The organism is Crocinitomicaceae bacterium, assembly GCA_016708105.1.
In the GTDB taxonomy this organism is placed as follows: domain Bacteria; phylum Bacteroidota; class Bacteroidia; order Flavobacteriales_D; family Crocinitomicaceae; genus JADJGJ01.
Genome location: JADJGJ010000001.1, coordinates 2,147,475 through 2,167,823, shown reverse-complemented (window position 1 = coordinate 2,167,823; position 20,349 = coordinate 2,147,475). Strand labels below are relative to the sequence as shown.

Sequence of the window (20,349 nt, the reverse complement as noted above, 5' to 3'; positions counted from 1 at the left end):
TTTTTATTCAGTTAAATCAGATGTCTGACATTTTTTTTCTTGCATCACATCTGAACATTTTAATTCAGGGCTTTTGATTTTTTTTCTGTTTTGGAAAAACCTTCAGGAAATTTTTCACGCTCATACACAATGAAAGAACCAAAATCATCTGTAAGACAATCGTAATTTTCACTTACAAAAACGGATGTAGTAATTTTTTCAATGATGCACGGACCGGCAAGTGTACTGCCATAGATAGGCATGTCTCCGTCATACACCGGAACGTTTTTCATTTTTTCTAGTTCAGGAATATATACTTCACGATACTCTTTAATTGCAGACTCAGCACTTACCCTTTTTTGTCGGTGTGACATGAATTTTGGTTTCTCATTCTGACCAATTACCCTCAAGCGGATATTGATCAATTCCATATCTGTTCCTTCATCTTTGAGTGAATATCCAAACTGTCTGTTATGTTCTTTATGAAATGCGTCAAATATTTTATCAGTTTTAAAATTCATCACATCATCCCAATTTACTTCCAGCGGCACTTCGTGATATTGTCCCATGTATCTCATATCCAGTACCGGGTGGAAGCTGATTCTTTTTTCAGGCACCCCTTCTTCTTTTACTAAGGCGTGTACACCTTCAGCTTTCATTTCATTAAACAAGGCAATGAATTTTTTGCGGTCAAGTTCGTTGAATGTCGTCATGTAAGACCGGATGTAATCATGTTTAAGATCACCCAGCAACATACCTGCAGCGCAGAAAATTGAAGATACGTTAGGAACCAGGAACATTGGAATTTCAAGCTCTTTACAAATTTCAGAAGAGTGGATTGAACCTGCACCACCGGCAACAATGAATAAAAATTCACGCGGATCATACCCACGCTCAACAGAAACCTGTCTTACCCCTTGCGCCATATTGCTATTTATGATGCGATACATTCCGGCAGCAGTTTCCATCACGGATAAACCTAATTTTGAAGCAAGTTTATCTTGAATTGCTTTCACTGCTTTTGAGCGGTTGAGTTTTAATTTTCCACCGGCAAAAAAATCAGGATTCAAATAACCAAGAATCAAATCTGCATCAGTACAAGCAGGTAATTCACCACCTCTATCATAGCATACCGGACCGGGTAATGATCCTGCACTTTGTGGTCCCATGCGCAATAAACCTCCGTTATCAATCCAGCCAATAGAACCACCGCCTGCGCCAATGGTGATGATGTCAAGTGATGGTAACGCAATACGATATCTGTCAATTGAACCTTCAGTGCCCGTAACACATTGGTTGTTGATTACAAGTGCTGCGTCAAAACTGGTGCCGCCCATATCAACGGTGATACAATTTTTGTATCCTAATAATTCAGAATAAAATGCCCCGGCAGTTGGTGCAGCGGCAGGACCAGACAATACTGTTACGGCCGGATTTCTTTTCACTTGCGCAGGTAATACTACTCCGCCATTTGATTGCATGATCAACAAGGTACCTTTGTATGTAATGTCTTTTAATTTTTGCTGAAGATTGTTTAGATATTTTTCGACAATTGGTCCCACAAATGCGCTAACTGCCGTTGTACTCACACGTTCATAGAAGCGAATAGATGGCAGCACTTCAAATGATGCTGTGACAAAAACACCTTTCAAATTCTTGCGCAAATAAGACAATGCTTTTTTCTCATGCGCATTGTTTTTGTATGAATTCATAAAGCAGATTGCAACCGATTCAATTTTTTCTGCTTTAATTTTTTTAACTAAGGATTGGAGTTCAGTTTCTTTGATTTTTTTTAAGACATTGCCTTCCGCATCAACACGCTCATCTATGCTATATCTAAGATACCGAGGCACCAGCGGACTTACATTTTTGAAATGATTATTGAATTGTTCTTCCCTGATTCCCCGACGCATTTCAAGCGCATCACGAAAACCTTTTGTTGTGACTAAGGCAGTTTTTGCTCCGCGCAAAGTAAGCAACGCGTTGGTTGCAACCGTGGTTCCGTGCACAATGGTGTCAATGGAAGCAATAAAATCTGCAAAATTTGTTTTGCGCATCTCTGCAATTTCACGCAGTCCGTTTATAAATCCGACTGAAGGATCTAACGGAGTAGATAAGGTTTTGTGTACCGTGGTATCTCCTGTTTCTGAAATGGCAATCAAATCAGTAAACGTACCGCCGATATCAATGCCTACTTTAAATTTCATCTGCTCTTAGTTTTTTATATGAATGATGTGGTTGCCAAAATTTGTGGAGTGGTCAATTCTTCTACTCCGCATCATATTTCAAAAACCACCTTGCTCATTACCTATGTATAATGCTATAAAATGAAGCCCGGATCAATGACCCGGGCTACCGTTATTCATGAATAAAATTTGCTTTCACTTTTGGTCCGTTGGTTTTGAAATTATCCAATCCAATTTTCATGTCTTGTGTTTTCAGACATTCACCAAACATGCGCGATTCAAGATCAAGTCCATCTTTCAAACTTAGACGTGAACCTTCATAAATTGCTCGTGTGAGAATTTCATCTATTTTTTTACTTAGATGTCCTAACTCAACCGGCTTTGGATTTCCGTTTGCTGAAATAGGTTCTTTCACCATGGTTTTTACTTTCACTTCACCTGATGCAATTTGGTTAGCAAGTTGAATGGCATACGCAACAATGTTTCCGTCAACAGCAGCGTGAACCAAACCAATTTCTTCAGCTTCCTTAGCAGAAACATTTCTTGCAGTACGCAAAATTTCTGAAGCTTTTTCGACTCCAACAATACGCGGCAACCTTTGTGTTCCGCCGGCACCCGGAATAAATCCAAGATTTACTTCAGGTTGACAAACCAAAACAGAAAGTCCTTTTTTGCAGATGCGGGTGGTACATGCCATGGCTAATTCGTTTCCGCCGCCAAAAGCAAATCCGTTCATTGCGCATACAATAGGTTTGGGATAGCTCTCAATATAATCAAGTACTGATTGGAATGTACGAGAATTATCATACCCTTCTTCCGGCGTTTTTAATGAAGCAAGCATATTTAAATCTGCCCCTGAAACAAATGCTTTGGTTCCAAAACCTGTGATCACGGCTGATTTCACCGACGCATCATTTTTTACTTCTTCAAGCGCTTCTCTGATTTGTTTTAGTACTTCAAGATTTAAGGCGTTTAATACTTTTGGACGACGAATAGTCACAACCAATGAACCATTTTCTTTTTGTGTAACGATGTCGCGAATTTTCCAACCGCCATCAGATTTTGCTTTTTCAAGTACTTTAGGGAATGGAAATGTTGGGTGATTTTTACAGAACTCTTTCACCAGATTATATGACTTTTCAATACCAAGCTGATTCATATATGTGAATGGAGCTTTCATCACCAATGAAATTTCACAAATCATGTTGTAATCATGAATATCAATGATGCCAATATCAAAAATGAATGAAGTAAGAGCAAAATAAGCACCACGGAATTCATTCACTAATTTTTCTTCTTTGTCAGCGGCAAGTTCAACCACTTCACCACGCTGTGCTGTATTCCATGCAGATTTATCTTTTACTTTTTCATGCAGAATGGCCGGTGTTTTAAACCAAGGCATGGTGAGTTTTCCCATTTCATCTAATCCATGTCCGGTGATAGGATTTCCGCCGGTAAGATTTAATGCAGTGAAAGGTCCAACACCTAAGCCCAATGCTTTCACGGCTGCTTTATCAATTTCTTTTTCATTACCCCAACCACGTTCAAGACACATGATGGCTGTTTGGCAAATACCTTCAAAAACAGGGTCAACGGCATATCCGTAAGAACTTTTAACCAGGACAGGCACCTTGCCAATTTCCTCATAAAATTTCAAGAGATAATTTGCCAGTTCAGCAGAAGTTTCTTTGCCCGGTACAATTTCAACGGCAGGATTAATTTCAGCCGGAAAAAAATAATGTGCCACCAGACAGCGGGTTTTATTTTTCATGTTTCTGAAAATAACTTCAGGCTGCATATGTGATGAGTTAGACAGATACACACAATTGTCATCTGTCATGGCTTCAACTTGTTTAAAAATTTTGTCCTTGATGTTTTCATCTTCGGTTGCTGCTTCAACAACCAATTGGCAACCGCGCACATTTTCATAATCACTACTGAAAGTCAGCGCATTTTTAATTCGCTCAGCTTGTTCAGGCTTGAACGCACCGGTATCAACTCCTTTTTGAATTTTTTTAAAGGCCTTTTCTTTGGCTTTTTCCAGAGCTGCATCTGAAATATCAATGTTGATTACCTTCACCCCTGAAGATGAAAGAGATTTTGCGAAGTGCAGGGCAATATCCGGTCCAATTTGACCGGCGCCAATTACGGCTACTTTTACCAGTTCATTATTCTTGTAAAATTTCATAAAACGATACGCTAATGTTTAGTTGGCGTAAGGTCTTAAGTTTCGTCAGCACAAAATATGAGCAGAATCATAATGTGATATAAATCATAAATTATAAAAAGGCTTGAAAATGAGTGGTAATGTGGGGTGGGGGGCAGTTGGATTGAACCTAATGTTAACCTAACAAGCTGACATCGGGGATGTGATTAAAAAAATTGTGTGGCGTAACCATGATCTTTGGGGACTATGAAATGCTGAGAATGGAAAACCTGTAAGTAATATCAGGCTTGTGCATGCATCACCCCATCATCTCCTCAATAATGCGATCAACTGTGTATCCTTCAGCTTCAGCTTTGTAGTTGCGCACGATGCGATGTCTAAGAATAGGTTTTGCTAATGCTTTTACATCTTCAATGTCGGGTGAATATTTACCGTTCACTGCGGCATGACATTTAGCACCAATGATAAGGTATTGAGATGCGCGAGGTCCTGCTCCCCAATCAAGATATTTTTTTGCAAGTTCATGTGTGTTGGGGCCGCTCAATCTGGTTTTACCCACCAGTTTTACAGCATAATCATATACCGCATCAGGCACAGGAACGCGCCTTACCAAACCTTGAAAATATAAAATTTCTTCACCTGAAATTACAGGACTTGGTTTGGCAACAAAATCTGAAGTGGTGTTTTTTACAATAGAAATTTCTTCTTCAAAAGTTGGATAATCAACCCAGATATTAAACATGAAACGGTCCAACTGCGCTTCAGGCAATGGGTATGTACCTTCTTGCTCAATAGGATTTTGCGTAGCCAATACAAAGAAAGGTTTGTCAAGGGTGTATTTGTGACCTGCAGCCGTAACATTTTTTTCTTGCATTGCTTCAAGCAGGGCGGCTTGTGTTTTTGGTGGTGTTCGGTTGATCTCATCTGCCAGAATGATATTCGCAAAAATAGGTCCTTTGATGAATTTGAAATTTCTTGATTCATCCAAAATTTCTGCGCCAATAATGTCTGATGGCATCAAGTCAGGTGTAAACTGAATGCGTTTAAAACTCAGCCCAAGCGAATCAGAAATAGTTTGAATGAGTAGCGTTTTAGCAAGTCCGGGTACACCTACCAATAAACTGTGTCCGTTAGAAAAAATTGATTTCAATACCTGATCCACCACCGCATCTTGCCCAACAATTACTTTGTGAATTTCATTTTTGAGGGTGGCGTATTTTTTTACTAATAAATCTACTCCGTCTTTGTCTGAAAGCTTGTCCATAATAAAATTGTAATGTATCAAAAATAGTAAAAAGACTTGTGTCTGGTTTGTTAAAGATTCACAACAATAGTAGCCTACGCTTTTTTACTGCCAAGCGCAAAGCCGAAAATTGCTCCTACTATACCGCCCACAATATGTGCAAAGTGAGATATACCGTCGTTCTCAAAGCTGCCTAAAATCTCTTTACCAATAAAAATTAAAACTACCAGAATGAAGGTGATTGGAATTTCTTTGTTTTTAAAATTCACCAATGATACTATAAGAATCAGCATAAAGACAATGCCACTGGCACCCAATAAACCAATATCAAAAAACATCAGATGCAATAAGGAAGTAATGAGCGCAGTAGAAAACATCATGATCAGCAGGTTTTTTGCTCCATATTTTTCTTCAGCAATCGGTCCGATTAAAAGGATGAACGCAAGATTCCCCATCAAGTGCTCTGTGCTGGCGTGACCAACAGTATGTGAAAAGAGGCGCATATACCATGCAGCGCTGGTGAAATTCCATTCAGGCACCAATACAAATAAATCACTCAGCATACCGCCGGGTATTGTGATTACATAAACCAATGCACATACAATGGAGAAACTGAGTATGACCGGAGAATTAAAAGTTATCTTCATAAAATATTTTGTTGTATTTCTTTTCTCACTACCATTCAATCATTCAAGTTAACACCTGGCATGAATAAATAATATAAGTTTGAGCGTTTTGCTATTTTTGCATCATGTCATTCAAAGATATTATAAAATTGAATTCCTTTCTGCCCGTTGTGCTGGTTTTCACACTTTGCCTTTCATCCGGTGCCTTTTCTCAAATAACCAATGGAAATACTGAACCTGAGAAGGAGAAGCAAAAAAAGGAGAAAAAAGAAAAAGCACCTGAAGAAAAAAGTGAATTCAATGAAGATTCTTTAAGCGGAACCAATTTTTATTTTAACGGCACTTTTCAATACTCATACCGTCATTTTGAAGATCAGTCAGCTGCAAATTATTATCGTGAACGTGAAGAAGAAACGTATGGATTAAATGGCGGAACAGGTTTAGGCATGTTGATGGAATTGTCTGACCATTTTCATCTTGACATTGGTATTGCTTATTATGGCAACAGTGAGAAGTATTTTTTTCAAGATTCACTCACTGATAGTACGTATGCGTACACCAGTAATTATAAACAGTTTGCCTTACCGGTAAGAATTAAATACGTTTATGGAAATAAGTTTCAGTTTTTTGCATTCGCCGGTATTGCTCCTTTGAATATTTTGAAAATTGTATACAGCAGTGAATACACGAGAGAAAACGGAAATTTTATTGAAAATGAGCCCGAAGAAATTACTCAGGGATTTAGAACTTTCAATGCCATGATCACGTGTGGACTTGGTTTTCAATACGTGAATAAGTATGTTGGTTTTTTTGTGATGCCAGAATATCGCAGACATTTGTTTAACACATACGCCGACAATATTATTTCATTACGACACAATCTATTTTCACTTGGAGTAAATGCCGGAATGTTTATCAGGTTCTAAAGTGAGTTGATAGCATGAGGAAGTTCTTTCACCACATCACTTGCCAGCATACCGGTTTCACCTTGTTTACGTCTCACTAAATCACCGGCATATCCATGAATATACGTACCAAAAACTACTGCATCATGCGCACTGTAGCCTTGCGCCAGCAATGAACCAATAATACCTGTGAGAACATCTCCCATGCCGGCCGTCGCCATGCCCGCGTTACCACTGCTATTGATATATATCTTTCCATCAGGTGTCGTGATTTTTGAATAGGCTCCTTTCTGTAAAATATATACACGATGTTCTATGGAGAATTTTTTTTGCTGCTCCAATGTCTCCTCAGGTGAAGAATATTTTCCAATCAATCTCTCTAACTCTAGTGGATGCGGCGTCAGAATTGTGTTTTCATGAAGTTGTGAAATCAATGTTCTGTTTGATGCCAGCAAAGTAATTGCGTCAGCATCCAATACCAGAGGTAAATTTGTTTTGATTAATCTTGACAAAGTATTCAATGCATGTTCATCTGTTCCAAGTCCAGGGCCCACAGCAACCGCGCTTGCCTTTTTTGGTATACCATCAGCAATTGATGCAATGAAAAGAGATTCAGGAACTGCGCTGAGTAAAATATTTCTGTTCTGTTCACTGCAATGTACAGCAGCATAACCGCAACCTGTTCTCATGGCCGCAGAACTTGCTAAAACAGCAGCACCGGCATAATATTCAAACCCTGCGGCAATAAATAAATATCCATGATTGCCTTTATGTGAAAACTTGTTGCGCTGTTTGATACACACTTCAGCACGGGTGATGAATTCAGCAAAAGGCTCTTCGTTAAATTCTTCAGACAAGCCAATATCAGCCAATCTTAAATCACCGCAATATTTTGCATAAGTTCCATACAAGAAAGACATTTTGGGTGATTGAAATGTGATAGTTTGGTTTGCATTGATAACAAAATTTAAATTGTTATTCCGATTATCTGTGCAGAAGAGTCCGCTCGGTATATCAATAGAACAAATGGGTTTGCCTGATTGATTTATTGATTCAATAATTTCACCCAACCATCCACTGATACTTTTATTTAAACCTGAACCAAAAATTGCATCAACTACAAGGTCTTCGGTGATATTGATTGTACTATTATTTTCTTCTAGTTGGACAAGGTTTTCTGTTTTGGGTAATCTATTCCTTTGTATTAAAAAATCATCTGAGAATTTATTGTTGATGTTGATGATGACAATGCGTACAGATATTTTTTTCTCAACCAATAATCGTGCACACACCAATCCATCGCCCCCGTTGTTACCGGGTCCGCAAAATATGATTGCCGATTCAAAAACATGGGTAGCCAGCAACTGACGAGTGAATGCTGTGGCAGCTCTGTCCATCAAATCTACAGATGAAATGGGTTCATGCGCTATGGTAAATGCATCCCATGCTTGGATTTGAGATTCGGTATAAATTTTCATCTGTCCATTATTTTATTGTGATTTATTGCAGATGACTTTCCTGCTCATTTTTTTTGCGGATAAAAATTTATCTGCCACTATTCATTCAAATTATTTTTAGGGGTCAAAGTCTGGATCATGTTAAGCACTTGCGGAATAAGTGCATGATGATCATCATTCATGATAATAAAATCAGTCAGCGTCATTTTTTGTTCATCAGCCCATTGATTCGCCATGCGTTGTTTTATCTGACTTTCAGGTAAACCATCTCTGGCATGCACCCGTTTTATTTTAATATCTTCAGGTGCGGTGACCAAAATGTTTTTTGTGAAGTCACGATATCTACCTGTTTCAAAAAGAATGGCAGCTTCATTAAAAACAATAGATGTATTTTGTGCACTTCTCCAGCTTTCAAACCGGTCTTTCACCAATGGATGAATAATAGCAGTGAGTTTATTTTTTTTAACGGCATCAGAAAAAATTTCCTGAGCAATGAAAGCGCGATTGGGTGTTTCTCCGGTGTAAGATTGATTGCCAAAAATGGCTTTTACCTGAATTGCCACTTCGTTTTCTAGGAGCAATTCTTTAGCTATGATGTCAGCATAAAAAACGGGATAACCCATGATAGAGAGGATACGGCAAACGATAGATTTGCCCGCACCAATACCACCGGTTATCCCGACTGTTATCTGAGATCTCAAATTTAAATTTCTTCTACTTCGATCATCTTGAACGGAAGATCGATGATAGCTTGGTAATCTTCACCAGCTTCTTCCATGTCTTCATCGTCCTCTTCAAAATACCAATTCACTTTCACCTCAGTGTTTCCGCTGTTGAGTTTTTCAAGTTGTTTGAAAAGGTCAAGGATACATTTCGACGACGAAGTATTGAAATACTCAAGTTTTACTTCAACAATGGTATTTGGCTTAGGGTTTTGACCATAAGCTTCAATCCAGTCGTTTAACGGTTTGTAAAACTCAATTGAGTTTTCAGGAATTGATCTTCCTTTCAACTCGAGTACACCGTTAGAGGCGTCGAATTTTACTGTTGGCGTTTTAGCTGATCCTTCAAGAATTAGATTTTCCATATATCACTCTGTGTTATTCTGCTATTTTTACTGTTAAACTAAAAAAACTTGTTCTATCATTAATAGTGAGAAATTCATATTCAAGTTTCTCACCTGATTTTCTTGCAATGTCAATCATTCCCAAACCTGCAGTACCTTTTTCAGACATAGAGCCTTCATTGAGTACTTGTTTATAATAGGCTTTCAGTTCTTCCTTATCCATCCCATTAACTAGGTCAAGCTTATCTTTCAACGTGGCTACATCAGAAGTTTTCATGTAGTTTCCGGTAGTTATCTGATATGAATTGCTGTTTTTTGCTATCATCAACAAGGCTGACCGCTCTTCAGCAGGCACGTGTACCATGTCTTCTTGATCAATATGGTGATAAAGATTTTGAAGACATTCTACCAGAATATTGAAAACTTTTTTCTTCACCTTAGGATTCTCATCAATATGGTCCATTTTGGACTCCATAATTTGGAGAATGGTGGTGAGCAGCTCAGACGTAATCATTCCTTTGAAGGATAACAATACGTTCCGTTCTTCAAGTTTCTTATATATCTCGTAAATCTGGTTCACCTGGTTTTTGAGCAAGACAAATATATAAAATAATATTTTGCCACTTCTTTTTGCATGTTATTTTTCGAATTTAAACGAAATAGAGCTTAATTTTGCGGTAAATATCAGAATACATGAGTGATTGGTTTGAATCCTGGTTTGACAGTAAATATTATCATCTATTGTATGCACACCGGAATGAAGAGGAGGCAAAATTGTTTATTACTAAGCTGGTATTGCATTTGAATTTACCCAAGGGGAGTGCAGTGCTTGACCTTGCCTGCGGTAAAGGACGCCACGCGATGGTGCTGGCATCAGCAGGATTAAAAGTCACCGGTGCTGATTTATCTCCTGCTTCTATTGCGTGCGCAAATCAAGCCTCAGAAGGCAAAGCAGAATTTATAGTACATGATATGCGGCAGCCTATTGAAGAAAAAAAATTTCAAGCCGTGTTTAATCTCTTTACCAGTTTAGGTTATTTTGAAGATGCCGGTGATAATTTAAGCGTGATAAATAGTGTCTGGCAGATGCTTGACGAGAATGGATTATTTATTATTGATTTTTTCAATGCACAAAAAGTGGTTCAGGGTATGGTTCAAGGTGAAACCGTTGTGCGTGGTGATATTCACTTTAATATTACAAGACAGGTAATTAATGGGAAAATCGTCAAAACCATTCAGTTCATTGCCGACACAGAGCATTATTCTTTCAATGAATCAGTGAGCTTATTTGACTTGGAGGCTTTCACAAATATGCTCAATAGGAGTGGTTTTAAAATAGAATCGGTGTTTGGTGATTATAATCTTGGTACATTTGCACCCGAAAAATCTGACCGACTTATTCTTGTCGCTAGGAAAACAAATCAGGCATGAACATTTATCTTCAGGTAACATTGCTTTTAGCATCAGTATTAGTAGGTGCTGTTTTGGTTGATTTGTTCAGAAAAAAGGCAAACTTCAAACTATTGCTTTCTTTCAGTGGTGGATTTTTACTCACGATCATCTTTACGCATGTATTACCTGAATCTTATGAATTGAAAGGTTATACTATTGGTTATTTCATACTGGCAGGTTTTCTGCTTCAATTGCTGCTTGAGTATTTTTCTCAGGGTGCTGAGCATGGGCATACTCATGTACATCCGGGCGAACATCAATTTTTTCCGGTAGCAATTTTCATTAGTCTTTCTTTGCATGCTTTTATTGAAGTAATTCCGGTAAATGTGCATGACCATCATCATGCAGGTGATTTGTACTGGGGTGTTATTCTTCATAAAATTCCGGAAGCCATTGCATTAAAAACAATATTCAATGCATCAGGAATTTCTAAAACTAAATCATGGTTTTTTGTCTTTCTCTTTAGTTTGATGGCACCATTAGGGTTGATATCAGGTGAATTTGTGCTTAATTCATTAGGTCTTGATCCATCATGGATACTTGGAATAGCCATTGGTATGTTTTTGCATATTTCAACCACTATTATCTTTGAATCAAGCGAAGGTCATAAAATGAATATGATGAAACTGATTTCCATTCTGCTTGGTTTTGGCGTTGGTTTAATGGTAAGTTAGGCACCCATTAGCTTCAGTGCTTATCTAACATTGATAAGTTTATTCTATCACATCATAAAAATTATCAATTTTTTCAGTTGAACAATTGTATCTACTTTTGAGTTATCGAAATAGTAATAAACAAATAAAAAAATAAAAAATGGCTGTATTAGTTGGAAAAAAAGCACCTGCATTCACTGCACCTGCGGTATTAAGAGGAATTGAAGTGGTAAAAGATTTTACTCTGGATCAATTTTTAGGAAAAAAATATGTGTTATTATTTTTCTATCCAAAGGATTTTACTTTTGTGTGTCCAAGTGAATTGCATGCATTTCAAGAAAAATTGGCTGAATTTGAAAAAAGAAATGTTCAGGTGATTGCCTGCTCAACAGACACAGAAGAGTCACACTGGGGTTGGTTGCAAATGGATAAAAAAGCCGGTGGTATCAAAGGAATTACGTATCCAATTGTGGCTGACACAAACAAAACTATCTCTGATGCTTATGATGTTTTGTTGGGCGAATATCAGTATGATGAAAACGGTGCCCTCATTGCAACAAACACCATGATAGCTTACCGTGGATTGTTCCTTATTGATAAAAATGGCGTAGTAAGACATCAATTAGTAAATGATTTACCACTTGGACGTAACGTAGATGAAGCATTGCGCATGGTTGATGCCTTGCAGTTTGTTGAAGAAAATGGTGAAGTTTGTCCGGCAAACTGGATCAAAGGTTCTGAAGGTATGAAAGCAACGCACGAAGGAGTTGCCCAATATTTGGCTGCGCACTAGGCAGTATGACCTCAATCATATTAAGCCGCCATTCCAACGAGTGGTGGCTTTTTATTTAACTTATTTTAATATTCATGCCAAACCTTTTGCCTAAGTTTGCGTAATTAAAAGTGTTAACCATTAAAATTAATATTTATTCGATTATGAAAAAAACAATTGTAATGCTTGCTGCAGGAGCGCTTTTATTAGCTACTCCTTCGTGTAAAAAAGGTGAGAACGATCCTTTTTTAAGTTTGTCTTCTAGAAAAGCTCGTATCTCAGGAGAGTGGACTGTTTCTGGTTATGAATCGTCTTATGAAAATCATGACGGAAGTGATGTTTGGACAGGTACTGAGACTTTCAATGGTACTACAATTACAGGAACTTGGTCGCAGACAGTTGGTGGTGTTACCACAAGTGGGAACGATTCAGAAACACGTACCGTTTCATTGTATGATGTTATCATCAATAAAGATGGTACTTATGAAATGCACATGAACATGGTAACTGTTAGCACAGGCACTAACTGGGGTGGATTTGATTACACCGATACTGAAACATCAACTTCAACCGAAATGGGTTCATGGAGTTTTGTTGGTAAAGCAAAAGATGAGTACAAAAATAAAGAACGCGTAGCGCTTAATACTACTCATACTGTGTATACAAGCCAAACCACAACGGTTACAGATCTAGGTGGTGGTGTAACTGATACCTATGTTGGCGACACTGATACATATGATAATACCTATGAAATTGGTGAGAACTCAACTATCATGGATATTGATATGTTGAAAGGTAAAGAAATGACATGGAAAATGGTTTCTGGTGGAACAAACATCATGAGTTCAACTACATCAGGAGGAACAACAACCACTTCTACTACTACTGATAGTGATCAAATGACAATTACCCTTACTGCAAAATAATTCATTCAATATTTTGAAGGAAAGCCGCCCCAACAGGCGGCTTTTTTTATGTGTATATCTGCTGATAAATTTTATTAAAAACTCAAGCATGGTTTTGTAATTTAGTGTCCCGAATCCCTTACCATGTATTTAGTTTTTGACACTGAAACCACCGGACTTCCAAAAAATTGGAATGCGCCTGTTACTGATACTTCCAACTGGCCGCGCTGTGTACAAATTGCATGGCAGTTGCATGATGAATGGGGACAATTGGTTGAACACAGAAGCTTTATTCTCAAACCCGATGGTTATAACATTCCGTATGACGCTGAAAAAGTGCACGGAATTTCAACAGAACTTGCCAATGAATTAGGTGTCGCATTGCAAGATGTATTGAATGAATTTAATTCAGCACTTGCCAAAGCAAAATTTTTGGTTGGACAAAATCTTGCCTTTGATCTCAATATTGTTGGTTGTGAATTTCACAGAGCCGGCATTGAGTCTAGGCTTGCGCAAATGCCTGTTTTAGATACTTGTACTGAGAAAACAGCAGACCTCTGTCAATTGCCGGGCGGGCGTGGTGGCAAATTTAAATTACCCACCTTAACAGAATTACATTTTAAACTCTTTCAACAAGCATTTGAAGAAGCGCATAATGCAACGGCTGATGTTGAAGCTACTGCACGTTGCTTTTTTGAATTGATTCGTCAGGGGTTTTTTACTGATCAAGAATTACAGCGTGACGCTGATTACATTCGCACATATCGTGAAAAAAATACCGGCCTGATTCAACTGTATGGATTAACTCACCTCAATCTACGCGACGAATCTGCAAAACTGAAATCAGTAAATAGTGAAAAAAGTGGTGAGTCAAAACTCATTGATTTGGCAGGCAATACTGAACGATTACAAAATGTATTATTTTCTCATCTTCATTGCCACACACAATTCAGCGTATTACAATCAACCACCAAAGTAAAGCTGTTAGTAAAGCGCGCTATTGATTTTAAATGCCCGGCAGTTGCGCTCACTGATTCCGGAAATATGATGGCGGCTTTCCAGTTTGTGAAAGAAGTGTATAAACATAATGAGGCGGTTGAAGCAAAACAAAAACTTGCCGCTGAAAAAAACGAATCGTGTGATGAGAAAACTCTCATTCCTATTGTTGGTTGTGAGTTTAATGTTTGTCGTAACAGGCATGATAAATCAAATAAAGACAATGGGTATCAGGTAATCTTTCTTGCAAAAAATAAAAACGGATATCAGCATCTCACCAAGCTGGCATCCATAGCTTATACTGAAGGATTTTATTATGTTCCCCGCATAGACAAACAAGTAATTGAACAGTACAAATCTGATTTGATTGTGTTATCAGGCAGTATCACGGGAGAAATTCCTTCACTCATTCTCAACGTTGGAGAATCACAAGCAGAAGATGCGTTGATTTGGTGGAAAGATCAGTTTGGTGATGATTTCTATCTTGAAATAAATCGCCATGGATCTGAAGAAGAGAGAAGAGTGAATGAAACTTTATTGAAATTTAGTGAAAAGCATCAGGTAAAAATTGTTGCGGCCAATGCCAATTATTATATAGACAAAAAAGATGCGAATGCGCATGATATTTTGTTGTGTATTAAAGATGGCGAATTAAAATCAACTCCGGTTGGCGCAGGAAGAGGTTATCGTTTTGGTTTGAAGAATAACGAATATTATTTCAAATCACCTGACGAGATGAAAAAAATATTCACTGATTTGCCTGAAGCAATTGAGAATACCAATGAAATTATAAATAAATGTGAAGCCTATACCCTTGCGCGCAAAACCTTGTTGCCTGCTTTTGATATTCCGGATGAATTTAAAGATGCAGCTGATGTTGAAGATGGCGGCAAAAGAGGTGAGAATAATTATCTGCGCCATCTTACTTACGTGGGTGCGCAAAAAAGATATGGTGAGATTACAGATGAATTGCGTGAACGATTGGATTTTGAATTATTGACGATTGCCAACACCGGATATCCCGGTTACTTTTTGATTGTTCAAGATTTTTGTCAGGCTGCGCGAGACATGGGTGTTGCTGTTGGGCCGGGTAGGGGTTCAGCTGCCGGTTCTGCTGTTGCATATTGCATTGGAATAACCAATGTAGATCCCATCAAATACGATTTGCTCTTTGAGCGTTTCCTCAATCCTGAGCGTATTTCAATGCCCGATATTGATATTGACTTTGATGATGAAGGAAGACAAAAAGTAATTGATTGGGTGATTCAAAAATATGGTGCAAATCAGGTGGCGCAAATCATAACTTATGGTACCATGGCAGCCAAATCTTCTATTCGTGATACGGCTCGGGTTCTTGATTTACCCTTGCATGAGGCTGATCGTTTAGCTAAATTGGTTCCTGATGTTTCTCTTCAACAACTCTTGTATTTAGAGCCTGTAGAATTATCTGAAAAATTAAAAAATAATCAGGATGATATTAAACGGGCACTTGAATTTCGTGAACTTGCTAAAGCAAAAGATTTAAAAGGAGAAGTAATTAATCAAGCTGTTCTGCTTGAAGGTTCAATGCGCAATACCGGTATTCATGCTTGTGGTGTCATTATTACACCGGGTGATATTACCAATTATGTTCCGGTTGCTCTGGCTAAAGATTCTGACATGTACTGCACGCAGTTTGACAACTCGGTTGCAGAAGAGGCAGGCCTGTTGAAGATGGACTTTCTTGGATTAAAAACATTGACACTCATTAAAGATGCAGTGATTTTAGTTAAAGAGAGACATGGAGTTGATTTGGATCCTGATCATTTTCCTATTGATGATGAAAAAACGTACGAACTTTTTCAACGCGGTGAAACGGTTGGTATTTTCCAGTATGAGTCACCCGGAATGCAAAAATATCTGCGTGAATTAAAGCCAACTGTATTTGCTGATTTGATTGCAATGAATGCACTGTATCGTCCCGGACCGCTGGAGTACATTCCTTCTTTTATCAGAAGAAAACATGGAACCGAACCGATTGTTTATGACTTGGACGCATGTCGTGAATATCTTGAAGAGACGTATGGAATTACTGTATATCAAGAGCAGGTGATGTTACTTTCACAAAGTATTGCAGGTTTCTCAAAAGGTGAAGCGGATACTTTGAGAAAAGCAATGGGTAAAAAGAGTTTTGATACGCTGGCTAAAATGAAACCAAAATTTTTAGATCAAGGCGCATCCAAAGGACATGAAAGAAAAGTGTTGGAAAAAATGTGGACAGACTGGGAAGCATTTGCTTCCTATGCGTTTAATAAATCTCACTCAACCTGCTATGCATGGATAGCATATCAGACGGCTTACCTCAAAGCTCATTATCCAGCTGAATACATGGCTTCGGTTTTGAGTAATAATATGAATGATATCAAAACGGTTTCATTTTTTATGGAAGAATGTCGCCGGGCACAAATTCCGGTATTAGGACCTGATGTGAATGAATCTCAATACAAATTTACAGTAAACAAAGTGGGCGCAATTCGTTTTGGATTAGGTGCTATCAAAGGTGTGGGCTCAAAACCGGTTGAAGATATTATCAATGCGCGTAAAGATGGAGAATTCAAATCAGTGTTTGATTTTGCTTCACGCGTTAATTTGCGAAATTGTAATAAACGAGTTTTTGAGAGTTTGGCACTTGCCGGGGCGTTTGATTCTTTTGGGAATATTAATCGTGCGCAATATTTTGCTGCAGACCAAAATGACAAAATATTTTTAGAAAGTGTTTTGCGTTTTGGCTCACGCGTGCAAGAAGGTCAGGATGCAAGTCAGGTATCACTTTTTGGAGGATCATCCGTTGTTGAAACGCCGGTGCCTGAGCCTCCAAGGGTAGAGGAGTGGCCAACATTGACTCGGTTGAACAAAGAAAAAGAAGTGGTAGGTATTTATATTTCAGGGCATCCGTTAGATGATTATCGGTTAGAAATGAATAGCTTTTGCAAAGGCAGTATTGGTGATTTGAATAAACTGGATGAATTTGTTGGACAAGAATTCCGCGTGGCAGGTATTATCACTGATGCTCAACATCGCAATACAAAAAATGGCGCTCCCTTTGGATCATTTGATATTGAAGATTACAGTGATACATGCAAACTTTTTGTGTTCAGTGATTCTTACATGAAATTCAGGCATCATTTGAGTACCGGAAATTTTGTTTTTATAACGGGAAAAGTTCAACCTCGTAAATTTGGTGATGGCTTAGAGTTTAAAATTAATTCTATTGAATTGCTTGCAGAGATACGTGAAAAACGTACACGTGCCTTGGTGCTTTCGGCTGAATACGCAGATATCACTGATCAGGGTATTGATGATCTCTACGCAATTATGTTGGCACATCATGGAACGTGTCAGGTAAAATTTTTGGTAAAAGATCACAAAACAAATACAACGCTGCGTATGCCTTCGCGCTCTCTAAAAATAATGCCTGATCAAGAATTTATTCGCAAGGTGGATGCCATGCGTATTTTTGAATGTAAGTTAGAATAAGCTCAGCGTAAGCAATTGAATAATGAGTGTATCGGGTTGCAATCACAAATCTCTCCGCAAGCGCAGTTCACGAGTATTTTTTAGCTCTCCCCTAAGTCCTAATCCCTAATCCCTAAGTCCTAATCCCTAAGTCCTAATCCCTAACGCCTATTGACTAACCGCAGTTCCTGTCCAGTTATATCTGTAGGTACATTGATTGATATATTCTTGATCAAAGATGCGTATGAAAGCAGAAGAAATTTTATCATTGATCCATTTGTCAATTACAGCTTGTTTTTTCTCGTTGAGTGCAGCCATCTGAATTAGCTGATAATCATCTTTTAAATTTGCAAGGTGGGGTTTAGTGCGCTCTAGTAATTTCACCATGCGTATGCCTTGCTTTTGTTCCATGTAATTATCATATAGCGATGGCGATGAGAAATCACCTTCTTTCAAACTACCGATGATACGATACATTTGTGGATCAATTTCGTTGATGTTTTGAATGTCCCAATAATAGTCACCGGTATATGGGTTTACAATGCGTCCACCGTTTTGTTTAGAGTTTTCATCATCACTGAATCTGATTGCTGCATCTTCAAAAGAGATGGTTCCTTTTTTAATTTGCTGATATAAACTATCCATTGTATTTGCTGCTTTCATCAAGGCTTTATCACTTATTTCAGGCATAAATAAAATATGTCTGCAATGATAATTGTCTCCTTTTCTTTCAATGAGTTGTACAATGTGGTAGCCAAATTGTGTTTCAAACACCGGACTGATTCCTCCGGGTTCTAATTTGAAAAGTTCTGCTTCAAATTCAGGTACCATGGTTCCTCTTGAATTCCATCCAAGATCTCCTCCATTCATTCTGCTTCCGGGGTCTTTTGACTCTAGCGTTGCAACACCTTCAAAGCTGCGGTCTCCATTAATAATTTGGGTGCGGCGCTGCTCCAGATTTTTTTTGCTTTTTTCTTTGTCTTCGTCAGTAATCTTTGGATAAAGAACAATTTGCGCAACTGAAATTTTTGCGTTGATATACGGTAAACTATCTTTTGGTAAACTGTTATAAAACTCTTTTACTTCATTTGGCGTAACTGTGACATTTTCTGTGATAATCTCTCGTTGTCTTTCTGCAAGCATTCTCTTTTTAATTATGGTAAAAAATTCTGCTTTGATTTGTGCAACTGATTTGCCATAGAATTTCTCCAGTTCTTCAATACTTCCAATTTGTTGAGCAATATATCTCAGTCTGTTTTCCATTTCATAATTTACCATATCATCAGAAATTTCAACACTGTCAACCATGGCTTGATTTACGAGAAGTTTTTCAAATAACATTTCTTCCAAAATCATACAGTCAGCTGCTATGTCAGGTGTCTGACCTTCTTGTATTAGTTCAAGCCGGCGATTTTGTATATCTGAAAGCAAAATAATTTCATCACCGATTTGTGCAATGATTCTGTCAATCACTTTTGTGCCAACAGGCTGTGCATTGGCCGTTTCTTGCATTGATATTAAACTCACAACAAGGGTGAGAACACTAATAAATTTGTACTTTATTTTCAGCATAAGCCTGATTGATAATTTCTGTTTTAATTTCTTCACGTAAATCTCTTACGCGGATATTCATGATTCGCTCTTTGATATTTTCTCGTTCAAAGCTCAAAGGTGAAATACTGTTTTTCAATTTGTAATCAATGATATTGAGAAAATAATAATAACCGCCTTCTTCAAAACGTATTTTTGAGCGTTTCAGTATAAACTTGTCCTTATTAATGTCTTGAAGCGGAACTTCTTTAAGTAAGTCATCAAAGTAAATCCAATTATTGATATCATAATAAAAATTAGAAGCATATACTTTGGCGTAGGCTGATATTTCGTCAATGTCGGCTGGTTTAGCCAGTTTGTACCACTGACCAACTTTTTCAAGATCCGGAGCATCAGGTGTTACTTTGAGGTAAAGTACTTTTACCAGATAATCATTCAATTGAAATTCTTTTTGATTGTTGAGGTAGTATGTCTGAATCTCTTCACTGGTGACATGGGTGTCAAGGCGCTCAGACAATAACTGATTTTCTAATTCGTGGATCAACAAATCATTTCTGAAATTTTTAACACGAACATCAATGATATCCTGATCAATTTCTTCTGTTTCTTCTGCTTGCTGAACAAGAATTTGTTCTTCAACCCAGTTTTGAGTGTATGTTTTAACTAGAGCTATGCTGTCGTCATAAGAGTATCTGCTGCGGGTGAACAGGTGATTTAAATCAGCCTGGTACAACTCTTCATCACCAACTACGGCAAGCAGTTTACCTTTATCTCCGTCACCAGAACAGGATAAGAGATTGATCACTAAAACAACAAACACCAGATAACGCATGGTCATACGGGCAAATTTAGAAATAAAAAAGGCTGTACCTAAGTGATACAGCCTCTTATTTAAC

The 20,349-nt window shown here is 37.9% G+C and carries 16 protein-coding genes; 6 read left to right on the top strand and 10 right to left on the bottom strand.

Annotated features, from left to right (window positions below; genetic code table 11):
* Positions 1 to 59: 59 nt before the first annotated feature.
* From IPH66_09535 to IPH66_09520, 4 genes are all read right to left on the bottom strand, one after another.
* Positions 60 to 2,186: a hydantoinase/oxoprolinase family protein gene (locus IPH66_09535; GenBank protein MBK7129586.1), complete on the bottom strand. Its 2,127-nt coding sequence runs from the start codon at positions 2,184 to 2,186 to the stop codon at positions 60 to 62.
* Positions 2,187 to 2,337: 151 nt separating this feature from the next.
* The gene (locus tag IPH66_09530; GenBank protein MBK7129585.1) at positions 2,338 to 4,353 is read right to left on the bottom strand and encodes a 3-hydroxyacyl-CoA dehydrogenase/enoyl-CoA hydratase family protein; all 2,016 of its coding nucleotides are present in this window, start codon (positions 4,351 to 4,353) and stop codon (positions 2,338 to 2,340) included.
* Positions 4,354 to 4,630: 277 nt separating this feature from the next.
* On the bottom strand, positions 4,631 to 5,596 hold the full coding sequence (locus IPH66_09525) for an AAA family ATPase (protein MBK7129584.1): 966 nt from the start codon (positions 5,594 to 5,596) through the stop codon (positions 4,631 to 4,633).
* A 74-nt stretch (positions 5,597 to 5,670) separates the two neighbouring features.
* Positions 5,671 to 6,222, bottom strand: a complete 552-nt coding sequence (locus IPH66_09520) for a rhomboid family intramembrane serine protease (GenBank protein ID MBK7129583.1) — start codon at positions 6,220 to 6,222, stop codon at positions 5,671 to 5,673.
* 104 nt (positions 6,223 to 6,326) lie between these two features.
* Between IPH66_09520 and IPH66_09515 the strand changes: the two genes are divergently transcribed.
* Positions 6,327 to 7,127, top strand: a complete 801-nt coding sequence (locus tag IPH66_09515; GenBank protein ID MBK7129582.1) for an outer membrane beta-barrel protein — start codon at positions 6,327 to 6,329, stop codon at positions 7,125 to 7,127.
* On the opposite strand, the gene IPH66_09510 is transcribed toward IPH66_09515, so the two are convergent.
* The 4 genes from IPH66_09510 to IPH66_09495 all read right to left on the bottom strand — a co-directional run bounded on the left by IPH66_09510 (position 7,124) and on the right by IPH66_09495 (position 10,209).
* Positions 7,124 to 8,584, bottom strand: coding sequence for an NAD(P)H-hydrate dehydratase (locus tag IPH66_09510; GenBank protein MBK7129581.1), 1,461 nt, complete (start codon positions 8,582 to 8,584; stop codon positions 7,124 to 7,126). The genes IPH66_09515 and IPH66_09510 overlap by 4 nt on opposite strands.
* Before the next feature lie 77 nt (positions 8,585 to 8,661).
* Positions 8,662 to 9,264 carry a dephospho-CoA kinase gene (locus IPH66_09505; GenBank protein MBK7129580.1) on the bottom strand — a complete coding sequence of 201 codons (603 nt, stop codon included), beginning with the start codon at positions 9,262 to 9,264 and terminating at the stop codon, positions 8,662 to 8,664.
* 2 nt (positions 9,265 to 9,266) lie between these two features.
* Positions 9,267 to 9,650, bottom strand: a complete 384-nt coding sequence (locus tag IPH66_09500) for a DUF1987 domain-containing protein (protein ID MBK7129579.1) — start codon at positions 9,648 to 9,650, stop codon at positions 9,267 to 9,269.
* Between the two features lie 13 nt (positions 9,651 to 9,663).
* Positions 9,664 to 10,209 carry a hypothetical protein gene (locus tag IPH66_09495; protein MBK7129578.1) on the bottom strand — a complete coding sequence of 182 codons (546 nt, stop codon included), beginning with the start codon at positions 10,207 to 10,209 and terminating at the stop codon, positions 9,664 to 9,666.
* Between the two features lie 113 nt (positions 10,210 to 10,322).
* On the opposite strand from IPH66_09495, the gene IPH66_09490 reads away from it, so the two are divergent.
* The 5 genes from IPH66_09490 (at position 10,323) to dnaE (ending at position 17,923) form a co-directional block, all read left to right on the top strand.
* Positions 10,323 to 11,060 (top strand): class I SAM-dependent methyltransferase, encoded by a 738-nt coding sequence (locus tag IPH66_09490; protein MBK7129577.1) that lies wholly within the window; start codon positions 10,323 to 10,325, stop codon positions 11,058 to 11,060.
* The gene (locus IPH66_09485) at positions 11,057 to 11,755 is read left to right on the top strand and encodes a ZIP family metal transporter (GenBank protein MBK7129576.1); all 699 of its coding nucleotides are present in this window, start codon (positions 11,057 to 11,059) and stop codon (positions 11,753 to 11,755) included. Before IPH66_09490 ends, IPH66_09485 begins: the two co-directional genes overlap by 4 nt.
* Positions 11,756 to 11,894: 139 nt before the next feature.
* On the top strand, positions 11,895 to 12,527 hold the full coding sequence (locus IPH66_09480) for a peroxiredoxin (GenBank protein MBK7129575.1): 633 nt from the start codon (positions 11,895 to 11,897) through the stop codon (positions 12,525 to 12,527).
* A gap of 143 nt (positions 12,528 to 12,670) precedes the next feature.
* Positions 12,671 to 13,432: a hypothetical protein gene (locus IPH66_09475; GenBank protein ID MBK7129574.1), complete on the top strand. Its 762-nt coding sequence runs from the start codon at positions 12,671 to 12,673 to the stop codon at positions 13,430 to 13,432.
* Between the two features lie 123 nt (positions 13,433 to 13,555).
* Positions 13,556 to 17,923, top strand: a complete 4,368-nt coding sequence (dnaE, locus tag IPH66_09470; GenBank protein ID MBK7129573.1) for a DNA polymerase III subunit alpha — start codon at positions 13,556 to 13,558, stop codon at positions 17,921 to 17,923.
* 147 nt (positions 17,924 to 18,070) lie between these two features.
* On the opposite strand, the gene IPH66_09465 is transcribed toward dnaE, so the two are convergent.
* Positions 18,071 to 19,474: a peptidylprolyl isomerase gene (locus IPH66_09465; protein MBK7129572.1), complete on the bottom strand. Its 1,404-nt coding sequence runs from the start codon at positions 19,472 to 19,474 to the stop codon at positions 18,071 to 18,073.
* Positions 19,446 to 20,291 (bottom strand): hypothetical protein, encoded by an 846-nt coding sequence (locus IPH66_09460; protein MBK7129571.1) that lies wholly within the window; start codon positions 20,289 to 20,291, stop codon positions 19,446 to 19,448. Before IPH66_09460 ends, IPH66_09465 begins: the two co-directional genes overlap by 29 nt.
* Positions 20,292 to 20,349 lie beyond the last annotated feature (58 nt).

Bases quoted from the DNA above. Each gene is read 5' to 3' on its own strand.
- IPH66_09535 (MBK7129586.1), bottom strand. From the start codon at position 2,186: ATGAAATTTAAAGTAGGCATTGATATCGGCGGTACGTTTACTGATTTG.
- IPH66_09530 (MBK7129585.1), bottom strand. From the start codon at position 4,353: ATGAAATTTTACAAGAATAATGAACTGGTAAAAGTAGCCGTAATTGGC.
- IPH66_09525 (MBK7129584.1), bottom strand. From the start codon at position 5,596: ATGGACAAGCTTTCAGACAAAGACGGAGTAGATTTATTAGTAAAAAAA.
- IPH66_09520 (MBK7129583.1), bottom strand. From the start codon at position 6,222: ATGAAGATAACTTTTAATTCTCCGGTCATACTCAGTTTCTCCATTGTA.
- IPH66_09515 (MBK7129582.1), top strand. From the start codon at position 6,327: ATGTCATTCAAAGATATTATAAAATTGAATTCCTTTCTGCCCGTTGTG.
- IPH66_09510 (MBK7129581.1), bottom strand. From the start codon at position 8,584: ATGAAAATTTATACCGAATCTCAAATCCAAGCATGGGATGCATTTACC.
- IPH66_09500 (MBK7129579.1), bottom strand. From the start codon at position 9,650: ATGGAAAATCTAATTCTTGAAGGATCAGCTAAAACGCCAACAGTAAAA.
- IPH66_09490 (MBK7129577.1), top strand. From the start codon at position 10,323: ATGAGTGATTGGTTTGAATCCTGGTTTGACAGTAAATATTATCATCTA.
- IPH66_09485 (MBK7129576.1), top strand. From the start codon at position 11,057: ATGAACATTTATCTTCAGGTAACATTGCTTTTAGCATCAGTATTAGTA.
- IPH66_09480 (MBK7129575.1), top strand. From the start codon at position 11,895: ATGGCTGTATTAGTTGGAAAAAAAGCACCTGCATTCACTGCACCTGCG.
- IPH66_09475 (MBK7129574.1), top strand. From the start codon at position 12,671: ATGAAAAAAACAATTGTAATGCTTGCTGCAGGAGCGCTTTTATTAGCT.
- dnaE (MBK7129573.1), top strand. From the start codon at position 13,556: ATGTATTTAGTTTTTGACACTGAAACCACCGGACTTCCAAAAAATTGG.
- IPH66_09465 (MBK7129572.1), bottom strand. From the start codon at position 19,474: ATGCTGAAAATAAAGTACAAATTTATTAGTGTTCTCACCCTTGTTGTG.
- IPH66_09460 (MBK7129571.1), bottom strand. From the start codon at position 20,291: ATGACCATGCGTTATCTGGTGTTTGTTGTTTTAGTGATCAATCTCTTA.